Annotated in this window: 21 protein-coding genes and 1 pseudogene; all 22 read right to left on the bottom strand. The window is 43.7% G+C overall.

Going from position 1 to position 15,989, the window contains the following annotated elements; translation table 11 throughout:
* Positions 1-17: 17 nt before the first annotated feature.
* Entirely contained in the window at positions 18-416 is a 399-nt protein-coding gene (rpsH, locus tag WAM07_RS07610; protein WP_089752385.1) for a 30S ribosomal protein S8, read from the bottom strand.
* A 30-nt stretch (positions 417-446) separates the two neighbouring features.
* A complete protein-coding gene (locus WAM07_RS07605; RefSeq protein ID WP_014641433.1) occupies positions 447-632 on the bottom strand; it encodes a type Z 30S ribosomal protein S14 in 186 nt (61 codons plus the stop codon).
* Between the two features lie 26 nt (positions 633-658).
* Positions 659-1,198 (bottom strand): 50S ribosomal protein L5, encoded by a 540-nt coding sequence (rplE, locus tag WAM07_RS07600; RefSeq protein WP_014641432.1) that lies wholly within the window; start codon positions 1,196-1,198, stop codon positions 659-661.
* Between the two features lie 26 nt (positions 1,199-1,224).
* Complete coding sequence (rplX, locus tag WAM07_RS07595) at positions 1,225-1,536, bottom strand: 50S ribosomal protein L24 (protein ID WP_014641431.1); 312 nt, start codon at positions 1,534-1,536, stop codon at positions 1,225-1,227.
* Between the two features lie 39 nt (positions 1,537-1,575).
* Positions 1,576-1,944: a 50S ribosomal protein L14 gene (gene rplN / locus WAM07_RS07590; protein ID WP_014641430.1), complete on the bottom strand. Its 369-nt coding sequence runs from the start codon at positions 1,942-1,944 to the stop codon at positions 1,576-1,578.
* Between the two features lie 42 nt (positions 1,945-1,986).
* Positions 1,987-2,250 carry a 30S ribosomal protein S17 gene (gene rpsQ, locus WAM07_RS07585; RefSeq protein ID WP_014641429.1) on the bottom strand — a complete coding sequence of 88 codons (264 nt, stop codon included), beginning with the start codon at positions 2,248-2,250 and terminating at the stop codon, positions 1,987-1,989.
* Between the two features lie 24 nt (positions 2,251-2,274).
* Positions 2,275-2,475, bottom strand: coding sequence for a 50S ribosomal protein L29 (rpmC, locus tag WAM07_RS07580; RefSeq protein WP_008636054.1), 201 nt, complete (start codon positions 2,473-2,475; stop codon positions 2,275-2,277).
* Complete coding sequence (gene rplP / locus WAM07_RS07575) at positions 2,465-2,899, bottom strand: 50S ribosomal protein L16 (RefSeq protein WP_014641428.1); 435 nt, start codon at positions 2,897-2,899, stop codon at positions 2,465-2,467. Before rplP ends, rpmC begins: the two co-directional genes overlap by 11 nt.
* Positions 2,893-3,559 (bottom strand): annotated as a pseudogene (gene rpsC, locus WAM07_RS07570) (30S ribosomal protein S3). The gene rplP and the pseudogene rpsC overlap by 7 nt, the downstream one beginning before the upstream one ends.
* A gap of 3 nt (positions 3,560-3,562) precedes the next feature.
* Entirely contained in the window at positions 3,563-3,904 is a 342-nt protein-coding gene (gene rplV / locus WAM07_RS07565; protein ID WP_422165903.1) for a 50S ribosomal protein L22, read from the bottom strand.
* Positions 3,905-3,923: 19 nt separating this feature from the next.
* Entirely contained in the window at positions 3,924-4,202 is a 279-nt protein-coding gene (gene rpsS, locus WAM07_RS07560) for a 30S ribosomal protein S19 (protein WP_014641425.1), read from the bottom strand.
* A 57-nt stretch (positions 4,203-4,259) separates the two neighbouring features.
* Positions 4,260-5,093 carry a 50S ribosomal protein L2 gene (gene rplB / locus WAM07_RS07555; protein WP_014641424.1) on the bottom strand — a complete coding sequence of 278 codons (834 nt, stop codon included), beginning with the start codon at positions 5,091-5,093 and terminating at the stop codon, positions 4,260-4,262.
* Positions 5,094-5,127: 34 nt separating this feature from the next.
* A complete protein-coding gene (rplW, locus tag WAM07_RS07550) occupies positions 5,128-5,415 on the bottom strand; it encodes a 50S ribosomal protein L23 (protein WP_014641423.1) in 288 nt (95 codons plus the stop codon).
* Positions 5,415-6,038, bottom strand: a complete 624-nt coding sequence (gene rplD / locus WAM07_RS07545; protein WP_422165902.1) for a 50S ribosomal protein L4 — start codon at positions 6,036-6,038, stop codon at positions 5,415-5,417. Before rplD ends, rplW begins: the two co-directional genes overlap by 1 nt.
* A 22-nt stretch (positions 6,039-6,060) precedes the next feature.
* Positions 6,061-6,693, bottom strand: a complete 633-nt coding sequence (gene rplC / locus WAM07_RS07540; protein ID WP_014641421.1) for a 50S ribosomal protein L3 — start codon at positions 6,691-6,693, stop codon at positions 6,061-6,063.
* Between the two features lie 31 nt (positions 6,694-6,724).
* On the bottom strand, positions 6,725-7,033 hold the full coding sequence (gene rpsJ / locus WAM07_RS07535) for a 30S ribosomal protein S10 (protein ID WP_014641420.1): 309 nt from the start codon (positions 7,031-7,033) through the stop codon (positions 6,725-6,727).
* 410 nt (positions 7,034-7,443) lie between these two features.
* Positions 7,444-8,634, bottom strand: a complete 1,191-nt coding sequence (gene tuf / locus WAM07_RS07530; protein ID WP_089752380.1) for an elongation factor Tu — start codon at positions 8,632-8,634, stop codon at positions 7,444-7,446.
* A 133-nt stretch (positions 8,635-8,767) separates the two neighbouring features.
* A complete protein-coding gene (fusA, locus tag WAM07_RS07525) occupies positions 8,768-10,846 on the bottom strand; it encodes an elongation factor G (RefSeq protein WP_422165901.1) in 2,079 nt (692 codons plus the stop codon).
* 42 nt (positions 10,847-10,888) lie between these two features.
* A complete protein-coding gene (rpsG, locus tag WAM07_RS07520) occupies positions 10,889-11,359 on the bottom strand; it encodes a 30S ribosomal protein S7 (protein WP_422165900.1) in 471 nt (156 codons plus the stop codon).
* A 51-nt stretch (positions 11,360-11,410) separates the two neighbouring features.
* Positions 11,411-11,824, bottom strand: coding sequence for a 30S ribosomal protein S12 (gene rpsL / locus WAM07_RS07515; RefSeq protein WP_014641416.1), 414 nt, complete (start codon positions 11,822-11,824; stop codon positions 11,411-11,413).
* A 97-nt stretch (positions 11,825-11,921) separates the two neighbouring features.
* The gene (locus tag WAM07_RS07510; RefSeq protein ID WP_422165899.1) at positions 11,922-12,173 is read right to left on the bottom strand and encodes a 50S ribosomal protein L7ae-like protein; all 252 of its coding nucleotides are present in this window, start codon (positions 12,171-12,173) and stop codon (positions 11,922-11,924) included.
* Positions 12,174-12,316: 143 nt separating this feature from the next.
* On the bottom strand, positions 12,317-15,925 hold the full coding sequence (gene rpoC / locus WAM07_RS07505; protein WP_422165898.1) for a DNA-directed RNA polymerase subunit beta': 3,609 nt from the start codon (positions 15,923-15,925) through the stop codon (positions 12,317-12,319).
* Positions 15,926-15,989: the final 64 nt, after the last annotated feature.

The following is a 15,989-nucleotide window of genomic DNA, read 5'->3' as shown; positions in this document are numbered from 1 at the left end:
TGTCTTATCTGAGTTTTCTACCAGATATAAGCTAGGACTTCGCCACCGATGGCTTGTTCACGAGCTTCTTTATCTGTTAATACACCTTTTGAAGTAGATACTACGGCTATACCAAGTCCATTAAGAACTTTTGGAAGCTCTTCAGCTTTTGCGTAAACACGTAGTCCTGGTTTACTGATACGTTTCAGACCGCTGATTACACGTTCGTTGCTTTGTCCGTACTTAAGGAAGATGCGAAGAACGCCTTGTTTACTATCTTCAACATATTCATAATCACGTACAAAACCTTCACGTTTTAGAATGTCAGCAATTTCTTTCTTTAAGTTGGAAGCTGGGAGCTCAAGCTTCTCGTGACGTACCATGTTAGCGTTACGAATACGCGTAAGCATATCTGCAATTGGATCTGTCATTGTCATAACTCATTTACCTCCTTCCCTGTCTCGGGTTTACCAGCTGGCTTTTTTGACACCAGGGATTTGTCCTTTATATGCAAGTTCACGGAAACAAATACGGCAAAGCTTAAACTTACGAAGTACAGAGTGAGGACGTCCGCAACGTTCACAGCGTGTGTACTCACGTACTTGATACTTCTGGTTACGCTTCTGTTTCGCGACCATTGATTTTTTAGCCACTATTTTCCCTCCTTATGGTTAGATCGTTATTTCTGAAACGGCATACCGAATTGAGTCAATAGCTCACGAGCTTCTTCGTCAGAATCAGCTGTAGTAACGATAACGATGTCCATACCACGCACTTTATTTACTTTATCGTAATTAATTTCTGGGAAAATTAATTGTTCTTTAACGCCAAGTGTGTAGTTTCCACGTCCGTCAAAAGCTTTTTTAGAAATACCACGGAAGTCACGCACACGTGGTAGAGATACTGAGATAAGCTTTTGGAAGAATTCGTACATACGCTCTCCGCGAAGGGTAACTTTTGCACCGATAGGCATACCTTCACGTAGACGGAAACCTGCGATTGATTTCTTAGCTTTCGTAATGACAGGTTTTTGACCTGAAATTAATGTTAATTCTTCTACTGCTGTATCCAGAGCTTTTGCGTTCTGAACAGCATCACCAACACCCATGTTGATAACGATTTTCTCGACTTTAGGCGTCTGCATAACTGACTCATATTCAAATTTGTTCATCAAAGATGGAACAATTTCTTCTTGATATTGTTTTTGTAGTTCGTTCATCGTGTGGCCCTCCTTTCATATCTGGATTATTTATCTAGTGCTTCACCAGATTTTTTCGCGATACGAACTTTCTTACCGTCCTCGACTTTGTATCCAACACGTGTTGGCTCGCCAGTCTTAGGATCGATCGGTAATACGTTAGAAACGTGGATAGATGCTTCCTGTGTCAGGATTCCACCTTGGGGATTTTCTTGTGATGGTTTAGCGTGTTTTTTAACTTCGTTAACACCTTCTACAAGAACACGTTCCTTTTTAGGATAAGCTTCAAGGATCGTACCTTGCTTGCCTTTATCCTTACCAGTAATAACCATTACTTTGTCACCTTTTTTTACGTGCATGCTTCGCGCACCTCCTTAACAAGGCATTTCGTTCGAACATTATAATACTTCTGGAGCTAGAGATACGATCTTCATGAATTTAGCTTCACGAAGTTCACGAGCTACCGGTCCAAAGATACGGGTACCGCGTGGTCCTTTATCATCACGAACGATTACTGCTGCGTTTTCATCGAAACGAATGTAAGAACCATCTTTACGGCGCATACCGCTTTTAGAACGTACGATAACTGCTTTAACTACCTCACCTTTTTTAACAACGCCCCCTGGTGTTGCTTGTTTCACAGTTGCGGTGATAATGTCACCGATATTTGCTGTTTTACGACCAGATCCGCCCAAAACTTTAATCGTTTGGATTTCACGGGCACCAGAGTTGTCTGCAACTTTTAAACGAGACTCCTGTTGAATCATACCATGTAACCTCCCTTCGGATTAACTCCGAGCGAACTTTAATTAGATAATTACGGACTCTTCTACGACTTCTAGCAGGCGGAAACGTTTCGTTGCTGATAGCGGACGAGTTTCCATAATACGGACAACATCTCCAGTTTTAGCCTGGTTATTTTCGTCATGAGTCTTGAATTTTTTAGAATACTTTACGCGTTTGCCATAAAGTTTGTGGAATTTGTAAGTTTCAACTAAGACAGTGATGGTTTTATCCATTTTGTCAGATACGACACGGCCAGTGTAAACTTTACGATTGTTACGTTCAGTCATGTGAGGGTGACCTCCTCTCATCTATTAGTTATTTACGCCTAGCTCACGTTCACGAGCAACAGTTTTCATACGAGCGATGGACTTGCGAACTTCACGGATACGTGCAGTGTTCTCAAGTTGACCTGTTGCCAGCTGAAAGCGCAGGTTAAAAAGTTCTTCTTTTAGAGACTTAACTTTTTGTTCAATTTCGGCAGTGGTTAATTCGCGGATTTCATTAGCCTTCATTGATTTCACCACCAATTTCTTCACGTTTTACAAATTTAGTACGAATCGGAAGTTTGTGAGATGCAAGGCGAAGTGCTTCGCGTGCCACCTCTTCAGAAACTCCTGCGATTTCAAACATGATTTTCCCTGGTTTCACTACAGCTACGAAACCTTCTGGAGCACCTTTACCGGAACCCATACGAACTTCTAGGGGTTTAGCAGTATAAGGCTTGTCAGGGAAGATTTTAATCCATACTTTACCGCCACGTTTCATATAACGAGTCATCGCAATACGCGATGCCTCGATTTGGCGGGCTGTGATCCACGCTGGGTCGATAGCTTGCAAACCATACTCTCCGAATGATACTTCAGTACCGCCTTTCGCACGGCCTTTTAAGCTAGTACGGTGTTGTTTACGATATTTAACACGTTTTGGCATTAACATAATGCTTTTCCCCCTTCCTTACTTGTCTGTTTTAGTTGGAAGGACTTCTCCACGGTAGATCCACACTTTAACACCAAGTTTTCCGTAAGTGGTGTCTGCTTCTGCAGTTCCATAATCGATGTCTGCACGAAGTGTGTGTAGTGGTACTGTTCCTTCACTGTAATATTCTGCACGAGCGATATCCGCGCCACCTAGACGACCAGATACTTGGGTACGAATACCTTTAGCTCCTGCACGCATAGCGCGTTGAAGTGTTTGTTTTTGAGCACGACGGAAAGAAACACGGTTTTCTAACTGACGAGCGATATTGTCAGCTACAAGTGTAGCATCCAAATCAGGCTTTTTAACTTCCACAATGTTAATGTGAACGCGTTTGCCGGTCAATTCGTTGAGAGCTTTACGAAGCGCTTCAACTTCAGAGCCGCCTTTACCGATAACCATACCTGGTTTCGCCGTGTGTATGGTGATGTTTACGCGGTTAGCTGCACGTTCAATTTCAACAGTAGAAATAGCAGCGTCTTTTAGACGTTTTTCAACAAATTCACGAATCTTAATATCTTCATGTAACAAGTCTGCGTAGTCTTTGCCAGCGTACCATTTGGATTCCCAATCACGGATGACGCCGATACGAAGACCTACTGGATTAATTTTTTGACCCACTGATTATCCCTCCTTTATTTCTGATACGACCACTGTAATGTGGCTGGTACGTTTATTAATTTGGCTTGCACGTCCCATTGCACGTGGGCGGAAACGTTTAAGAGTTACACCTTCATTAACAAACGCTTCGGAAACATATAAATTCTCCGGATCCATTTCATAATTGTGTTCTGCATTTGCAATCGCAGAGTTAAGAAGTTTCTCAACTACTGGTGATGCGCCGCGCTGTTTTAAATTCAATGTCGCGAGCGCTTCACCTACCTCTTTCCCCCGAATCAGATCGATTACTAATCGGGCTTTGCGAGGAGCGATGCGAACGGTTTTAGCAACTGCTTTAGCTTGCATTAGAGTGCCTCCTCTCTACTTAGCGTTTTGTTTTCTTGTCATCGCCAGAGTGTCCCTTGAACGTACGGGTTGGCGCGAATTCACCTAGCTTATGTCCGACCATATCTTCTGTCACATAAACTGGTACGTGTTTACGTCCGTCATAAACGGCAATTGTGTGTCCGACAAAGTTAGGGAAGATGGTAGAACGACGAGACCATGTCTTCACCACTTGGTGTTTACTGTCTTCGTTCAACTTCTCAACTTTTTTCATCAAATGATCATCTACAAAAGGTCCCTTTTTCAGGCTGCGGCCCATGAATAAACCTCCCTTCGCAATTGAAAGACGGGTATTATCGCCCGCCCGACAATTCCGTTATTTTTTACCTCTTCTACGAACGATATATTTATCAGATTGCTTGTTGCGTTTTCTTGTCTTGTACCCAAGAGTTGGTTTACCCCATGGAGTAACAGGAGAAGGCATACCGATTGGCGCACGGCCTTCACCACCACCGTGTGGGTGATCACTAGGGTTCATAACAGAACCACGTACAGTTGGGCGCTTGCCTTGCCAGCGGGAACGTCCAGCTTTACCAACACTGATTAGTTCGTGTTCCAGATTACCAACTTGACCGATTGTTGCACGGCAAGTGCTTAGTACGAGGCGAACTTCACCAGAAGTTAAGCGAACAAGAGTGTATTTTTCTTCACGACCTAGAATTTGAGCGGATGCGCCTGCAGAACGTACAAGCTGTCCTCCGCGTCCTGGCTTAAGTTCTACGTTGTGAATGATTGTACCTACAGGAATATCTTTCAATGCAAGAGAGTTACCAGGTTTGATATCTGCACCTACACCAGAAATGATTTCCGTGCCTACCTTCACTCCTTTTGGAGCCAGGATATAACGCTTTTCTCCATCAACGTAGTTGATTAGCGCAATGTTAGCGGAGCGGTTTGGATCGTATTCAATCGTAGCAACGCGTCCAGGTATTCCATCTTTATCACGTTTAAAGTCGATGATACGGTATTGACGCTTGTGACCTCCGCCTTGATGACGAACTGTCAGCTTACCTTGGTTATTACGTCCACCACGTTTGTGGAGTGGAGTAACAAGGGAGCGTTCAGGTTTGTCAGTGGTAATTTCAGCGAAATCAGATACTGACATGTGTCTGCGACCATTAGTAATTGGTCGGAACTTTTTAATCGCCATCTTTTTTCCCTCCTTTTTAATTAAGATTTATAGTTTATACTTCAAAGAATTCTAGTTCTTCGCTGTCTTCAGTCAAAGTAACTACTGCTTTCTTACGATCAGAACGGTAGCCGCCATAGCGACCCATACGTTTAAATTTACCTTTAAGGTTCATCGTGTTAACTGAATCAACACTTACATTAAAGATTTCTTCAACTGCTTTTTTAATTTCAGTTTTGTTAGCGGCTGGGCTAACTTCAAACGTATATTTCTTTTCTCCCATAAGATCAGCAGATTGCTCAGTTATGACAGGGCGCTTAATGATATCACGTGGTTCTTTCATTATGAGAGCACCTCCCCTGCTTTTTCAGCTGCTTCCTTCGTTAGGATCAGCTTATCATGCGTTAGTAAATCTAACACACTTACTTCTTCTACAGATGAACTTTTCACTGTAGGGATATTATTAGAAGAAAGAGTTACATTTTCATCTTTCTCTGCTGTGACAATCAATGCCTTTTCGTTTACATCAAGAGCTTTAAGAAGGCTTACTACTTCTTTAGTTTTTGGAGCGTCTAGAGAAAGACTCTCAAGAACGATAATGTTCTCTTCTTTTACTTTAGAAGAATAAGCAGACTGTAGAGCTAAGCGACGTACTTTTTTAGGCATTGTGTAGCTGTAACTGCGTGGTGACGGACCGAATACAGTTCCACCGCCTACCCATTGTGGGGAACGGATGGATCCTTGACGTGCACGGCCGGTACCTTTTTGGCGCCACGGCTTACGTCCACCGCCGCTAACTTCAGAACGCCCTTTAACTTTGTGTGTGCCTTGGCGAAGATTCGCGCGTTGCATCAACACAGTTTCGTGTAATACGTGAGTATTAGGTTCGATCCCAAATACGGCATCATTCAATTCGACATCTCCAACATTAGAGCCGCTTTGGTTTAATAGTGCTACTTTAGGCATGACATATCCTCCCTTCCGTTAATTATTTGCTAGCCTTGATTGCACTTGAGACTTTAACGTACGATTTTTTCGCACCTGGTACATTACCTTTAATAAGCAGTAAGTTACGTTCAGCGTCAACTCTCACTACCTCAAGGTTTTGAAGTGTTACTGTTTCACTACCCATTTGTCCTGGCAATTTTTTGCCTTTTAGTACGTGGTTTGGATCAATTGGACCCATTGTACCTGGACGACGGTGATAGCGGGAACCGTGAGTCATAGGTCCAGTAGATTGGTTATGGCGCTTAATTGCCCCCTGGAATCCTTTACCTTTTGAAGTTCCTGTAACATCAATTACATCACCAGCTTCGAAAATATCCACCTTAACCTCTTGACCAAGTTCATAGTCATCAAGGTTTGCATTACGGAATTCACGAACGTAGCGCTTAGGTGTTGTGTTTGCTTTTTCAGCATGACCTTTAGCTGCTTTTTTCAAACGATTTGATTTTTCATCAGCAAAACCAAGTTGGATTGCTTCATAGCCGTCATTTCCTGTTGTTTTCTTTTGAAGAACAACGTTTGGCTCAGCTTGTACAACTGTTACTGGAATTAACTCACCGTCTTCAGAAAAGATTTGAGTCATGCCGACTTTGCGTCCTAAGATTCCTTTCGTCATCCGTTACACCTCCTATATAGTTCAGTTTAATTTATAATTTGATTTCGATATCCACACCAGATGGTAGATCCAAACGCATCAATGAATCAACGGTCTGTGGTGTTGGATTGACAATGTCGATAAGACGTTTGTGTGTGCGCATTTCAAACTGTTCACGAGCATCTTTGTACTTGTGTGTAGCACGAAGTACTGTATAGATAGAACGTTCAGTTGGAAGCGGAATTGGACCAGATACATTAGCTCCAGAACGCTTCGCAGTGTCTACAATCTTCTCTGCAGATTGATCTAACACCCTATGATCATACGCTTTTAAACGAATACGAATTTTCTCTTTTGCCATTATTTTCCCTCCTTCTTCGCCCATTTTTGAAACAGACATTCTCCGCGAAAAAACTTGACTCACTAGCCATGGCAAAGGGGCCGGGTGTGTCAACAACCTTTCGCTTCATCGCCTTTTATGACCAACATTACTCATTATATAGAAGAAATTCGGTCAATGCAAGGATAAATCCATAATTTTTATATATGAACACCTAAATTATTATACTAACCTTTGAGATCAAATTCAAGGGTTAATATGTTTTAAAGTACTTTCTATAAAACAAAGTGTATTTCTTTCCATGAAGATGATATTTCGCTCCAAAATTTCCACCTTCCATTACAACAAAAGAAAACTCTTATTTCAACCACTTTCCCACAAAAAAATGAGCAGCAGCTTTTCAGCTGCTGCTCAATCATTTATTTTGGCAATTATTTAGTGATTTCACTAACTACGCCAGAACCTACTGTACGTCCACCTTCACGGATTGAGAAACGAGTTCCGTCTTCAATCGCGATTGGAGAAATAAGTTCAACAGTCATTTCAACGTTATCGCCAGGCATAACCATTTCTACACCTTCTGGAAGTTGAATAACACCAGTTACGTCCGTAGTACGGAAGTAGAACTGTGGGCGGTAGTTTGAGAAGAATGGAGTATGACGTCCACCTTCGTCTTTAGCTAGTACATAAACTTCAGCTTTGAAGTTTGTGTGTGGAGTGATAGAACCAGGTTTAGCTAGAACTTGACCGCGGTTGATGTCTTCACGGTTAACACCACGTAGTAGTGCACCGATATTGTCGCCTGCTTCAGCATAGTCTAGAAGCTTACGGAACATTTCAACACCAGTAACGGTAGTCTTGCGAGCTGCTTCAGCCATACCAATGATTTCAACTTCGTCACCGACTTTAACTTGTCCACGCTCAACACGGCCTGTTGCAACAGTACCACGGCCAGTGATTGAGAATACGTCCTCAACTGGCATCATGAATGGTTTGTCAGTGTCACGATCTGGAGTTGGGATGTGCTCATCAACAGCATCCATAAGGTCATAGATTGCTTGCTCGTACTGCTCTTCGCCTTCAAGTGCTTTAAGAGCTGAACCGCTGATTACTGGAGCTTCATCACCATCGAAGTCATACTCAGAAAGTAGGTCGCGAACTTCCATTTCAACTAGTTCAAGAAGCTCTTCGTCGTCTACCATGTCAACTTTGTTAAGGAATACAACGATCGCTGGTACACCTACGTTTTTAGAAAGCAGGATGTGCTCACGTGTTTGTGGCATTGGACCGTCAGCTGCAGATACAACTAGGATCGCGCCGTCCATTTGAGCAGCACCAGTAATCATGTTTTTAACATAGTCAGCGTGACCTGGGCAGTCAACGTGTGCATAGTGGCGGTTTTCAGTTTCGTACTCAACGTGTGCAGTTGAGATCGTGATTCCACGTTCGCGCTCTTCAGGAGCACCGTCGATCATGTCATAAGCCATTGCAGATCCAGATCCAGAACGCTTGTGAAGTACTGTAGTGATTGCTGCAGTTAATGTTGTTTTACCGTGGTCAACGTGTCCAATTGTACCAATGTTAACGTGGGACTTGGACCGGTCGAATTTTTCTTTACCCATAGTATATTTCCTCCTTTAATTAAGTAGCGATATATTTAAATTGAAATATTTATATGAAGCTCAGGAGCGAGCATCTAAACCGCGCTCCTAAGCTCACATTACAAGTTATACTTCAACTCGTCAAAAAAATCAATTACTCACCAGAATTTTTCTTGATGATTTCTTCTGAGATGCTCTTCGGCACTTCTTCATAGTGGTCAAAGTGCATCGTGTAAGTTCCACGTCCTTGTGTGTTGGAGCGAAGCGCTGTCGCATAACCAAACATTTCGGATAGTGGTACAAATGCTTTAACAACCTGTGCGTTACCACGAGTTTCCATACCTTCTACACGTCCACGACGTGAAGTTACGTCACCCATGATATCGCCCATGTATTCTTCCGGAATGACTACTTCAACTTTCATCATTGGTTCAAGAAGAACTGGTTTACATTTGTTTTTAGCTTCTTTAAGAGCCATTGATGCGGCAACCTTAAAGGCCATTTCGTTGGAGTCAACATCGTGGTAAGAACCATCATATAGAGTGGCTTTGATGTCAACCATTGGATAACCAGCTAACACTCCGTTTTCCAAGGATTCTTTGATTCCTTGTTCTACGGAAGGAATATATTCACGCGGTACTACACCACCAACGATTTTGTTAACGAATTCATATCCAGCGCCTTCTTCGTTAGGTTCGAATTCAACCCAAACGTGACCAAATTGTCCACGGCCGCCGGACTGACGTACGAACTTACCTTCGACTTTGGCACTAGCACGGAAAGTCTCACGATAAGCAACTTGTGGAGCACCGATATTCGCTTCAACTTTAAACTCACGACGGAGACGGTCAACGATAATGTCAAGGTGAAGCTCACCCATACCAGCAATAATCGTTTGTCCAGTTTCCACGTTCGTTTCAGTTTGGAAAGTCGGATCCTCTTCCGCAAGCTTACCAAGGGCGATTGCCATTTTATCTTGGTCAGCTTTGGATTTCGGTTCGATAGCTACAGAGATAACCGGCTCAGGGAATTCCATAGATTCAAGAATAACAAGACTCTTTTCATCACATAGTGTGTCGCCTGTACCTGTATCTTTAAGTCCAACAGCACCAGCGATATCACCGGCATAAACTGTTGAAATCTCTTCACGAGAGTTGGCGTGCATTTGCAGGATACGACCTACACGTTCACGCTTATCTTTCGTAGAGTTCTTCACGTATGAACCAGCGTTAAGCTTACCAGAATATACGCGGAAGAATGTTAGTTTACCTACATAAGGGTCTGTCGCGACTTTAAAAGCCAGCGCAGAGAACGGAGCGTTATCGTCAGCTTTACGAACAACAGACTCCTCTGTCTGTGGTACATGACCTTCGATTGGAGGTACATCTAGAGGAGATGGAAGGTAATCAATTACTCCATCAATCAATAGCTGAACACCTTTGTTTTTGAAAGCAGAACCACAGAAGACAGGATAGAAATCAACGCTTAGAGTAGCTGTACGAACGGCAGCTTTAAGTTGCTCATTCGTGATTTCTTCCCCTTCAAGGTATTGCATCATCAAGTCTTCATCAAGTTCCGCTACAGCTTCAATAAGTTTTGTGCGGTACTCTTCAGCTTGCTCTTTGTATTCATCTGGAATTGGGCGTGATTCTGCACGAGTACCCAAGTCATCCATGTAATAGTAAGCTTCCATAGTAATCAAGTCGATGATTCCTTCGAATTCATCTTCTGCTCCTATTGGAAGTTGGACGGCAGCCGCATTAGCTCCAAGGCGCTCTTGCAGAGTACCGAGGGAGTAGATGAAATCTGCCCCTACTTTATCCATTTTGTTTACGAACACAATACGGGGTACACCGTAAGTTGTCGCTTGGCGCCATACTGTTTCCGTCTGTGGTTCAACACCAGACTGAGCGTCCAATACGGCTACAGAACCATCAAGTACACGCAGGGAACGTTCAACCTCAACTGTGAAGTCTACGTGTCCTGGTGTGTCAATGATGTTAATACGGTGATCTCTCCATTGAGCAGTGGTCGCTGCGGAAGTAATGGTAATTCCGCGCTCCTGTTCCTGCTCCATCCAGTCCATTTGGGAAGCTCCTTCGTGAGTTTCACCAATTTTGTGGATACGTCCTGTGTAGAAAAGAATACGCTCGGTGGCTGTTGTTTTACCAGCATCAATGTGAGCCATTACACCGATATTACGTGTTCTTTCCAAGGAGAACTCTCTAGGCATGATTCTTTCTCCTTTCCAATTGTAAGGTTATTTGTTTGATGATTACCAACGATAGTGAGCGAATGCTTTGTTAGCTTCCGCCATCTTGTGCATTTCTTCACGGCGCTTAACTGCTGCACCAGTGTTATTACCTGCATCTAGAATTTCGTTAGCAAGACGCTCTTCCATTGTTTTCTCTCCGCGAAGACGCGCATAGTTAACAATGAAGCGCAATCCTAGTGCCTGACGACGTTCAGGGCGAACTTCTACAGGTACTTGGTAGTTGGAACCACCAACACGACGAGCGCGTACTTCCAATACAGGCATTACGTTTTTCATCGCCTGATCGAAGATTTCCATAGCGTCATTGCCGCTGCGCTCTTGAACTAATTCGAAAGATTTATAAAGAATCTTTTGAGCTTTCCCGCGCTGACCGTTAACCATAATCTGGTTGATCAAACGAGTGACAAGCTTAGAGTTGTACATCGGATCTGGTAACACATCACGTTTAGCTACTGGACCTTTACGTGGCATATGTTCCCCTCCCTTCCATATTTTTAATAGTTAATCGATATCTGTTATCGATTATTTTTTAGGTTTCTTCGTACCGTATTTAGAACGACCTTGTCTGCGGCCTTCAACACTTGCTGTGTCTAGGGCACCACGTACAACGTGGTAACGAACACCTGGCAAGTCTTTAACCTTACCGCCACGGATAAGAACAACACTGTGCTCTTGCAGGTTGTGGCCGATACCAGGGATATAGGCGTTAACCTCTAGCTGGTTGGTCAAACGAACACGTGCATATTTACGCAATGCGGAGTTCGGTTTTTTAGGTGTCATCGTACCGACACGTGTGCAAACACCACGTTTTTGTGGAGAAGACTGATCCGTCATACGTTTTTTATAGCTGTTAAAGCCTTTGTTCAAGGCTGGAGCGTTTGTTTGTTTCGTTTTGCTTTCGCGTCCTTTACGTACCAATTGATTAATAGTTGGCATATTTGTATCCTCCCTTCTTCACATTTCTTAATACCACACATCCAGGTGGTTCATAAAAAGGCAAAAAACAAAGCTTTCGCGATTTACCGCCAAAACTTTATTGCTTTATCGCCACTGTAGCAGCTCCAACATCAATACCACAAGCATTTCCCAGTTCTTTCATGGAAGAAACGCGGGTATGAGGGATTTTTAATTCCCTGGCCAGTCGGACTACTTTCAATGTCATCGTCTGATCAGCATCGTCAGCCGTTATGACTTCAATCACTTCACCATTTTTCATGGCTTTAAGTGTTTGTTTGGTCCCAATCACTATTTCTGATTTAGCCTGTGCTACTTTTTCATAAGACATCTTTCATATCCTCCAAAGTAACAAGGATAAACGGAAGCACCTTGATTATATTATCACTACCCAAAATGCATGTCAACTGCATTTCGGGTAGTTTTTTTGTGCTTCCATTAATTTTACCCTTTGTTAACATCTATCTATTCTTTTTAAGAATGAGTGACTTCTTCTGGCTGGGTCTGTTGTTCAGGTGCTCCTTCAGACTGAGCTTGAATCTTACGGTAGCGTGTCATGCCCGTACCCGCTGGTACAAGCTTACCGATAATAACATTCTCTTTCAATCCTAGAAGTTCATCTCTCTTACCTTTAATCGCTGCATCAGTCAGGACACGAGTTGTTTCCTGGAAGGACGCCGCAGACAGGAAGCTGTCTGTTTCAAGCGATGCTTTGGTAATACCAAGAATGACCGGACGACCCACTGCAGGCTGTCCGCCTTCCACAAGAGCTTTCTGGTTCGCTTCTTTAAATTGGTGGATCTCAAGAAGTGAGCCAGGAAGTACATCGGTGTCTCCAGAATCAAGCACACGAACTTTACGAAGCATCTGGCGGACCATTACTTCAACGTGCTTGTCAGAGATTTCAACACCTTGCATTCGATATACTTTCTGTACTTCTTTAAGAAGATATTGCTGAACTCCATCAAGTCCCTGGATATTCAACAGTTCTTTCGGATCGATGGAACCTTCTGTAAGAGGACTTCCTGCGGACACAGCATCTCCTACAGTAACTTTCATACGAGCACCATACGGCGCCGTATAAGAGCGGCTCTCTACAGCCCCTTGAACCACGATCTCTTGTTTTTCTTTCACTTCGTTAACTTCCTGTACGGTTCCGTCGATTTCTGTAATCACTGCTTGACCTTTAGGGTTACGCGCTTCCACAATCTCCTGGATACGCGGAAGACCTTGAGTGATGTCATCTCCGGCAACACCGCCAGTGTGGAAGGTACGCATTGTAAGCTGGGTACCAGGCTCACCGATAGACTGAGCAGCAATGATTCCAACTGCTTCGCCAACTTCGACTTCGTCACCTGTTGCCAGGTTGCGGCCGTAGCACTTCTTACATACGCCGTGTTTAGTATTACAAGTGAAGGCAGAGCGGATAACAATGCTTTCAATACCGGCGTCTACGATTTGTTTAGCACCATCTTCTGAAATGACTTCGTTACGACTCGCCAGTGCTTCACCAGTTTCCGGGTGTTTAACTGTTTGGAATGCCGTACGGCCAATCAGACGATCAATTAGCGGTTCTATTACTTCTGAACCTTCCGTAATTGCACTTACTGGTAATCCACGGTCTGTACCACAATCATCTTCACGGACGATTACGTCTTGAGCTACATCAACAAGTCGACGCGTCAGGTAACCAGAGTCCGCTGTTTTCAGTGCTGTATCGGCAAGACCTTTACGAGCGCCGTGTGTGGAAATAAAGTACTCAAGTACTGTTAAGCCTTCACGGAAACTTGATTTGATTGGAAGCTCAATAATACGTCCAGCCGGGTTGGCCATAAGACCACGCATACCAGCGAGCTGAGTAAAGTTGGACGCGTTACCACGTGCTCCTGAATCACTCATCATGAATATAGGGTTACGCGGGTTTAAGGAACTCATCAAACGGTTTTGAATATCATCTTTAGCCCCGGACCAGATTTCAATTACTCGGTCATAGCGTTCTTCGTCGGTAATTAAACCACGGCGGAACTGTTTAAGAACTTTATCAACCTTACCTTGAGCTTCTTCCAGAATTTCCTGCTTCTCTGGAAGTACTACGACGTCAGATACACCCACCGTAATACCTGCTTTAGTAGAGTAAGCAAAGCCGAGATCTTTCATTCTATCGAGCATCTTAGATGTTTCACTAATAGAGAAGCGTTTAAATACTTCTGCAATAATGTCACCCAGGATCCCTTTCTTGAATGGAGATACTTCTCCGCGGTTCGATATTTCTTGACGAATATCTGTACCTTTAGGAACAAAGTATTGATCCGGTGTTTTTACTTCAAGGTTCTCTTGGGTTGGCTCATTCATATACGGGAAGGAATTAGGCAGCATTTCATTAAAGATCAACTTACCAACTGTAGTAAGAAGCAGCTGCTGATTCTGCTCTTCAGTAAAGGTTTCATTTCCTAAAGAGCTTGCCTGAACGGCAACCCGTGTATGAAGGTGCGCATACCCATTCTGATAAGCCATTAACGCTTCATTGAGATCTTTGAAGAACATTCCTTCTCCAACAGATCCTTCACGTTCAAGCGTCAGGTAGTAGTTACCTAGCACCATATCCTGTGATGGTGTAACGACCGGCTTACCATCCTTAGGGTTAAGAATGTTTTGAGCAGCCAGCATTAGGATCCGGGCTTCTGCCTGGGCCTCGGAAGACAACGGCACGTGAACCGCCATTTGGTCACCGTCAAAGTCAGCATTATAAGCTGTACATACCAACGGGTGAAGACGGATGGCACGGCCTTCTACCAATGTAGGTTCGAACGCCTGGATACCAAGGCGGTGAAGTGTTGGAGCACGGTTTAGTAGTACAGGGTGCTCTTTAATAACATCTTCAAGAACGTCCCAAACTTCATGGTGAACACGCTCAATTTTACGCTTTGCTGATTTAATGTTGTGGGCAAGGCCACGGGATACGAGTTCTTTCATAACGAAAGGCTTGAACAGTTCAAGCGCCATTTCTTTCGGAAGTCCGCATTGGTACATCTTCAAGGATGGCCCCACAACGATAACGGAACGACCAGAGTAGTCGACACGTTTACCAAGCAAGTTTTGACGGAAGCGTCCCTGTTTACCTTTCAGCATGTGAGAAAGGGATTTAAGTGGACGGTTACCAGGCCCTGTAACTGGACGGCCGCGGCGGCCATTATCAATAAGGGCATCTACAGCTTCCTGAAGCATACGCTTTTCGTTCTGGACGATGATCGTCGGTGCTCCTAAATCTAACAAACGCTTAAGACGATTGTTACGGTTAATTACTCGACGATATAAGTCGTTCAAGTCAGAGGTTGCGAAACGTCCGCCGTCCAATTGAACCATCGGACGAATCTCTGGTGGAATGACAGGCAGTACATCAAGAATCATCCATGAAGGATCGTTTCCTGAATGACGGAAAGATTCTAGCACTTCCAAACGTTTAATAGCACGAGTTCGTCGCTGACCCTGAGCTGTTTTTAATTCCTCTTTCAGAGTTTCTACTTCTCCTTCAAGATCGATATCAAAAAGCAACTTACGGATAGCTTCAGCACCCATTGCTGCCTGGAATCCCTGCCCGAATTTTTCACGGTATGAACGATATTCCTTTTCAGAAAGCAGCTGCTTTCTCTCAAGGGCTGTTTCGCCTGGATCCGTTACGATATAAGCAGCAAAATAGATGACTTCTTCCAAAGCACGCGGGGACATATCAAGTACAAGTCCCATACGGCTTGGAATACCTTTAAAGTACCAAATGTGGGAGACTGGGGCAGCTAATTCCAAGTGCCCCATCCGCTCACGACGTACTTTGGCTTTTGTTACTTCCACACCACAACGGTCACAAACGACACCTTTATAACGGACACGCTTGTATTTACCACAGTGGCACTCCCAGTCTTTTTGCGGACCGAAGATTCTTTCACAGAATAACCCGTCTTTTTCGGGTTTTAGCGTACGATAATTGATTGTTTCTGGCTTCTTGACCTCACCGTAAGACCAAGATCTGATTTTATCAGGTGAAGCCAAACCAATTTTCATATACTCAAAGTTGTTTACATCTAGCAAGGGGCCTACCTCCCTTTCAGTATCCGGGTTTTACCCTAAACTTAGAACACGGGTGTCTGGAACA

Source organism: Halobacillus sp. (assembly GCF_049282395.1).
GTDB lineage: Bacteria > Bacillota > Bacilli > Bacillales > Halobacillaceae > Halobacillus.
This window is presented reverse-complemented; position numbering and strand designations above follow the sequence as displayed.

Excerpts from the sequence above, each read along its gene's own strand:
- rpsH (WP_089752385.1), bottom strand. The coding sequence starts at position 416 with ATGACAATGACAGATCCAATTGCAGATATGCTTACGCGTATTCGTAAC.
- rplE (WP_014641432.1), bottom strand. The coding sequence starts at position 1,198 with ATGAACGAACTACAAAAACAATATCAAGAAGAAATTGTTCCATCTTTG.
- rplX (WP_014641431.1), bottom strand. The coding sequence starts at position 1,536 with ATGCACGTAAAAAAAGGTGACAAAGTAATGGTTATTACTGGTAAGGAT.
- rplN (WP_014641430.1), bottom strand. The coding sequence starts at position 1,944 with ATGATTCAACAGGAGTCTCGTTTAAAAGTTGCAGACAACTCTGGTGCC.
- rpsQ (WP_014641429.1), bottom strand. The coding sequence starts at position 2,250 with ATGACTGAACGTAACAATCGTAAAGTTTACACTGGCCGTGTCGTATCT.
- rpmC (WP_008636054.1), bottom strand. The coding sequence starts at position 2,475 with ATGAAGGCTAATGAAATCCGCGAATTAACCACTGCCGAAATTGAACAA.
- rplP (WP_014641428.1), bottom strand. The coding sequence starts at position 2,899 with ATGTTAATGCCAAAACGTGTTAAATATCGTAAACAACACCGTACTAGC.
- rplV (WP_422165903.1), bottom strand. The coding sequence starts at position 3,904 with ATGCAAGCTAAAGCAGTTGCTAAAACCGTTCGCATCGCTCCTCGCAAA.
- rpsS (WP_014641425.1), bottom strand. The coding sequence starts at position 4,202 with ATGGGCCGCAGCCTGAAAAAGGGACCTTTTGTAGATGATCATTTGATG.
- rplB (WP_014641424.1), bottom strand. The coding sequence starts at position 5,093 with ATGGCGATTAAAAAGTTCCGACCAATTACTAATGGTCGCAGACACATG.
- rplW (WP_014641423.1), bottom strand. The coding sequence starts at position 5,415 with ATGAAAGAACCACGTGATATCATTAAGCGCCCTGTCATAACTGAGCAA.
- rplD (WP_422165902.1), bottom strand. The coding sequence starts at position 6,038 with ATGCCTAAAGTAGCACTATTAAACCAAAGCGGCTCTAATGTTGGAGAT.
- rplC (WP_014641421.1), bottom strand. The coding sequence starts at position 6,693 with ATGACGAAAGGAATCTTAGGACGCAAAGTCGGCATGACTCAAATCTTT.
- rpsJ (WP_014641420.1), bottom strand. The coding sequence starts at position 7,033 with ATGGCAAAAGAGAAAATTCGTATTCGTTTAAAAGCGTATGATCATAGG.
- tuf (WP_089752380.1), bottom strand. The coding sequence starts at position 8,634 with ATGGGTAAAGAAAAATTCGACCGGTCCAAGTCCCACGTTAACATTGGT.
- fusA (WP_422165901.1), bottom strand. The coding sequence starts at position 10,846 with ATGCCTAGAGAGTTCTCCTTGGAAAGAACACGTAATATCGGTGTAATG.
- rpsG (WP_422165900.1), bottom strand. The coding sequence starts at position 11,359 with ATGCCACGTAAAGGTCCAGTAGCTAAACGTGATGTGTTACCAGATCCG.
- rpsL (WP_014641416.1), bottom strand. The coding sequence starts at position 11,824 with ATGCCAACTATTAATCAATTGGTACGTAAAGGACGCGAAAGCAAAACG.
- WAM07_RS07510 (WP_422165899.1), bottom strand. The coding sequence starts at position 12,173 with ATGTCTTATGAAAAAGTAGCACAGGCTAAATCAGAAATAGTGATTGGG.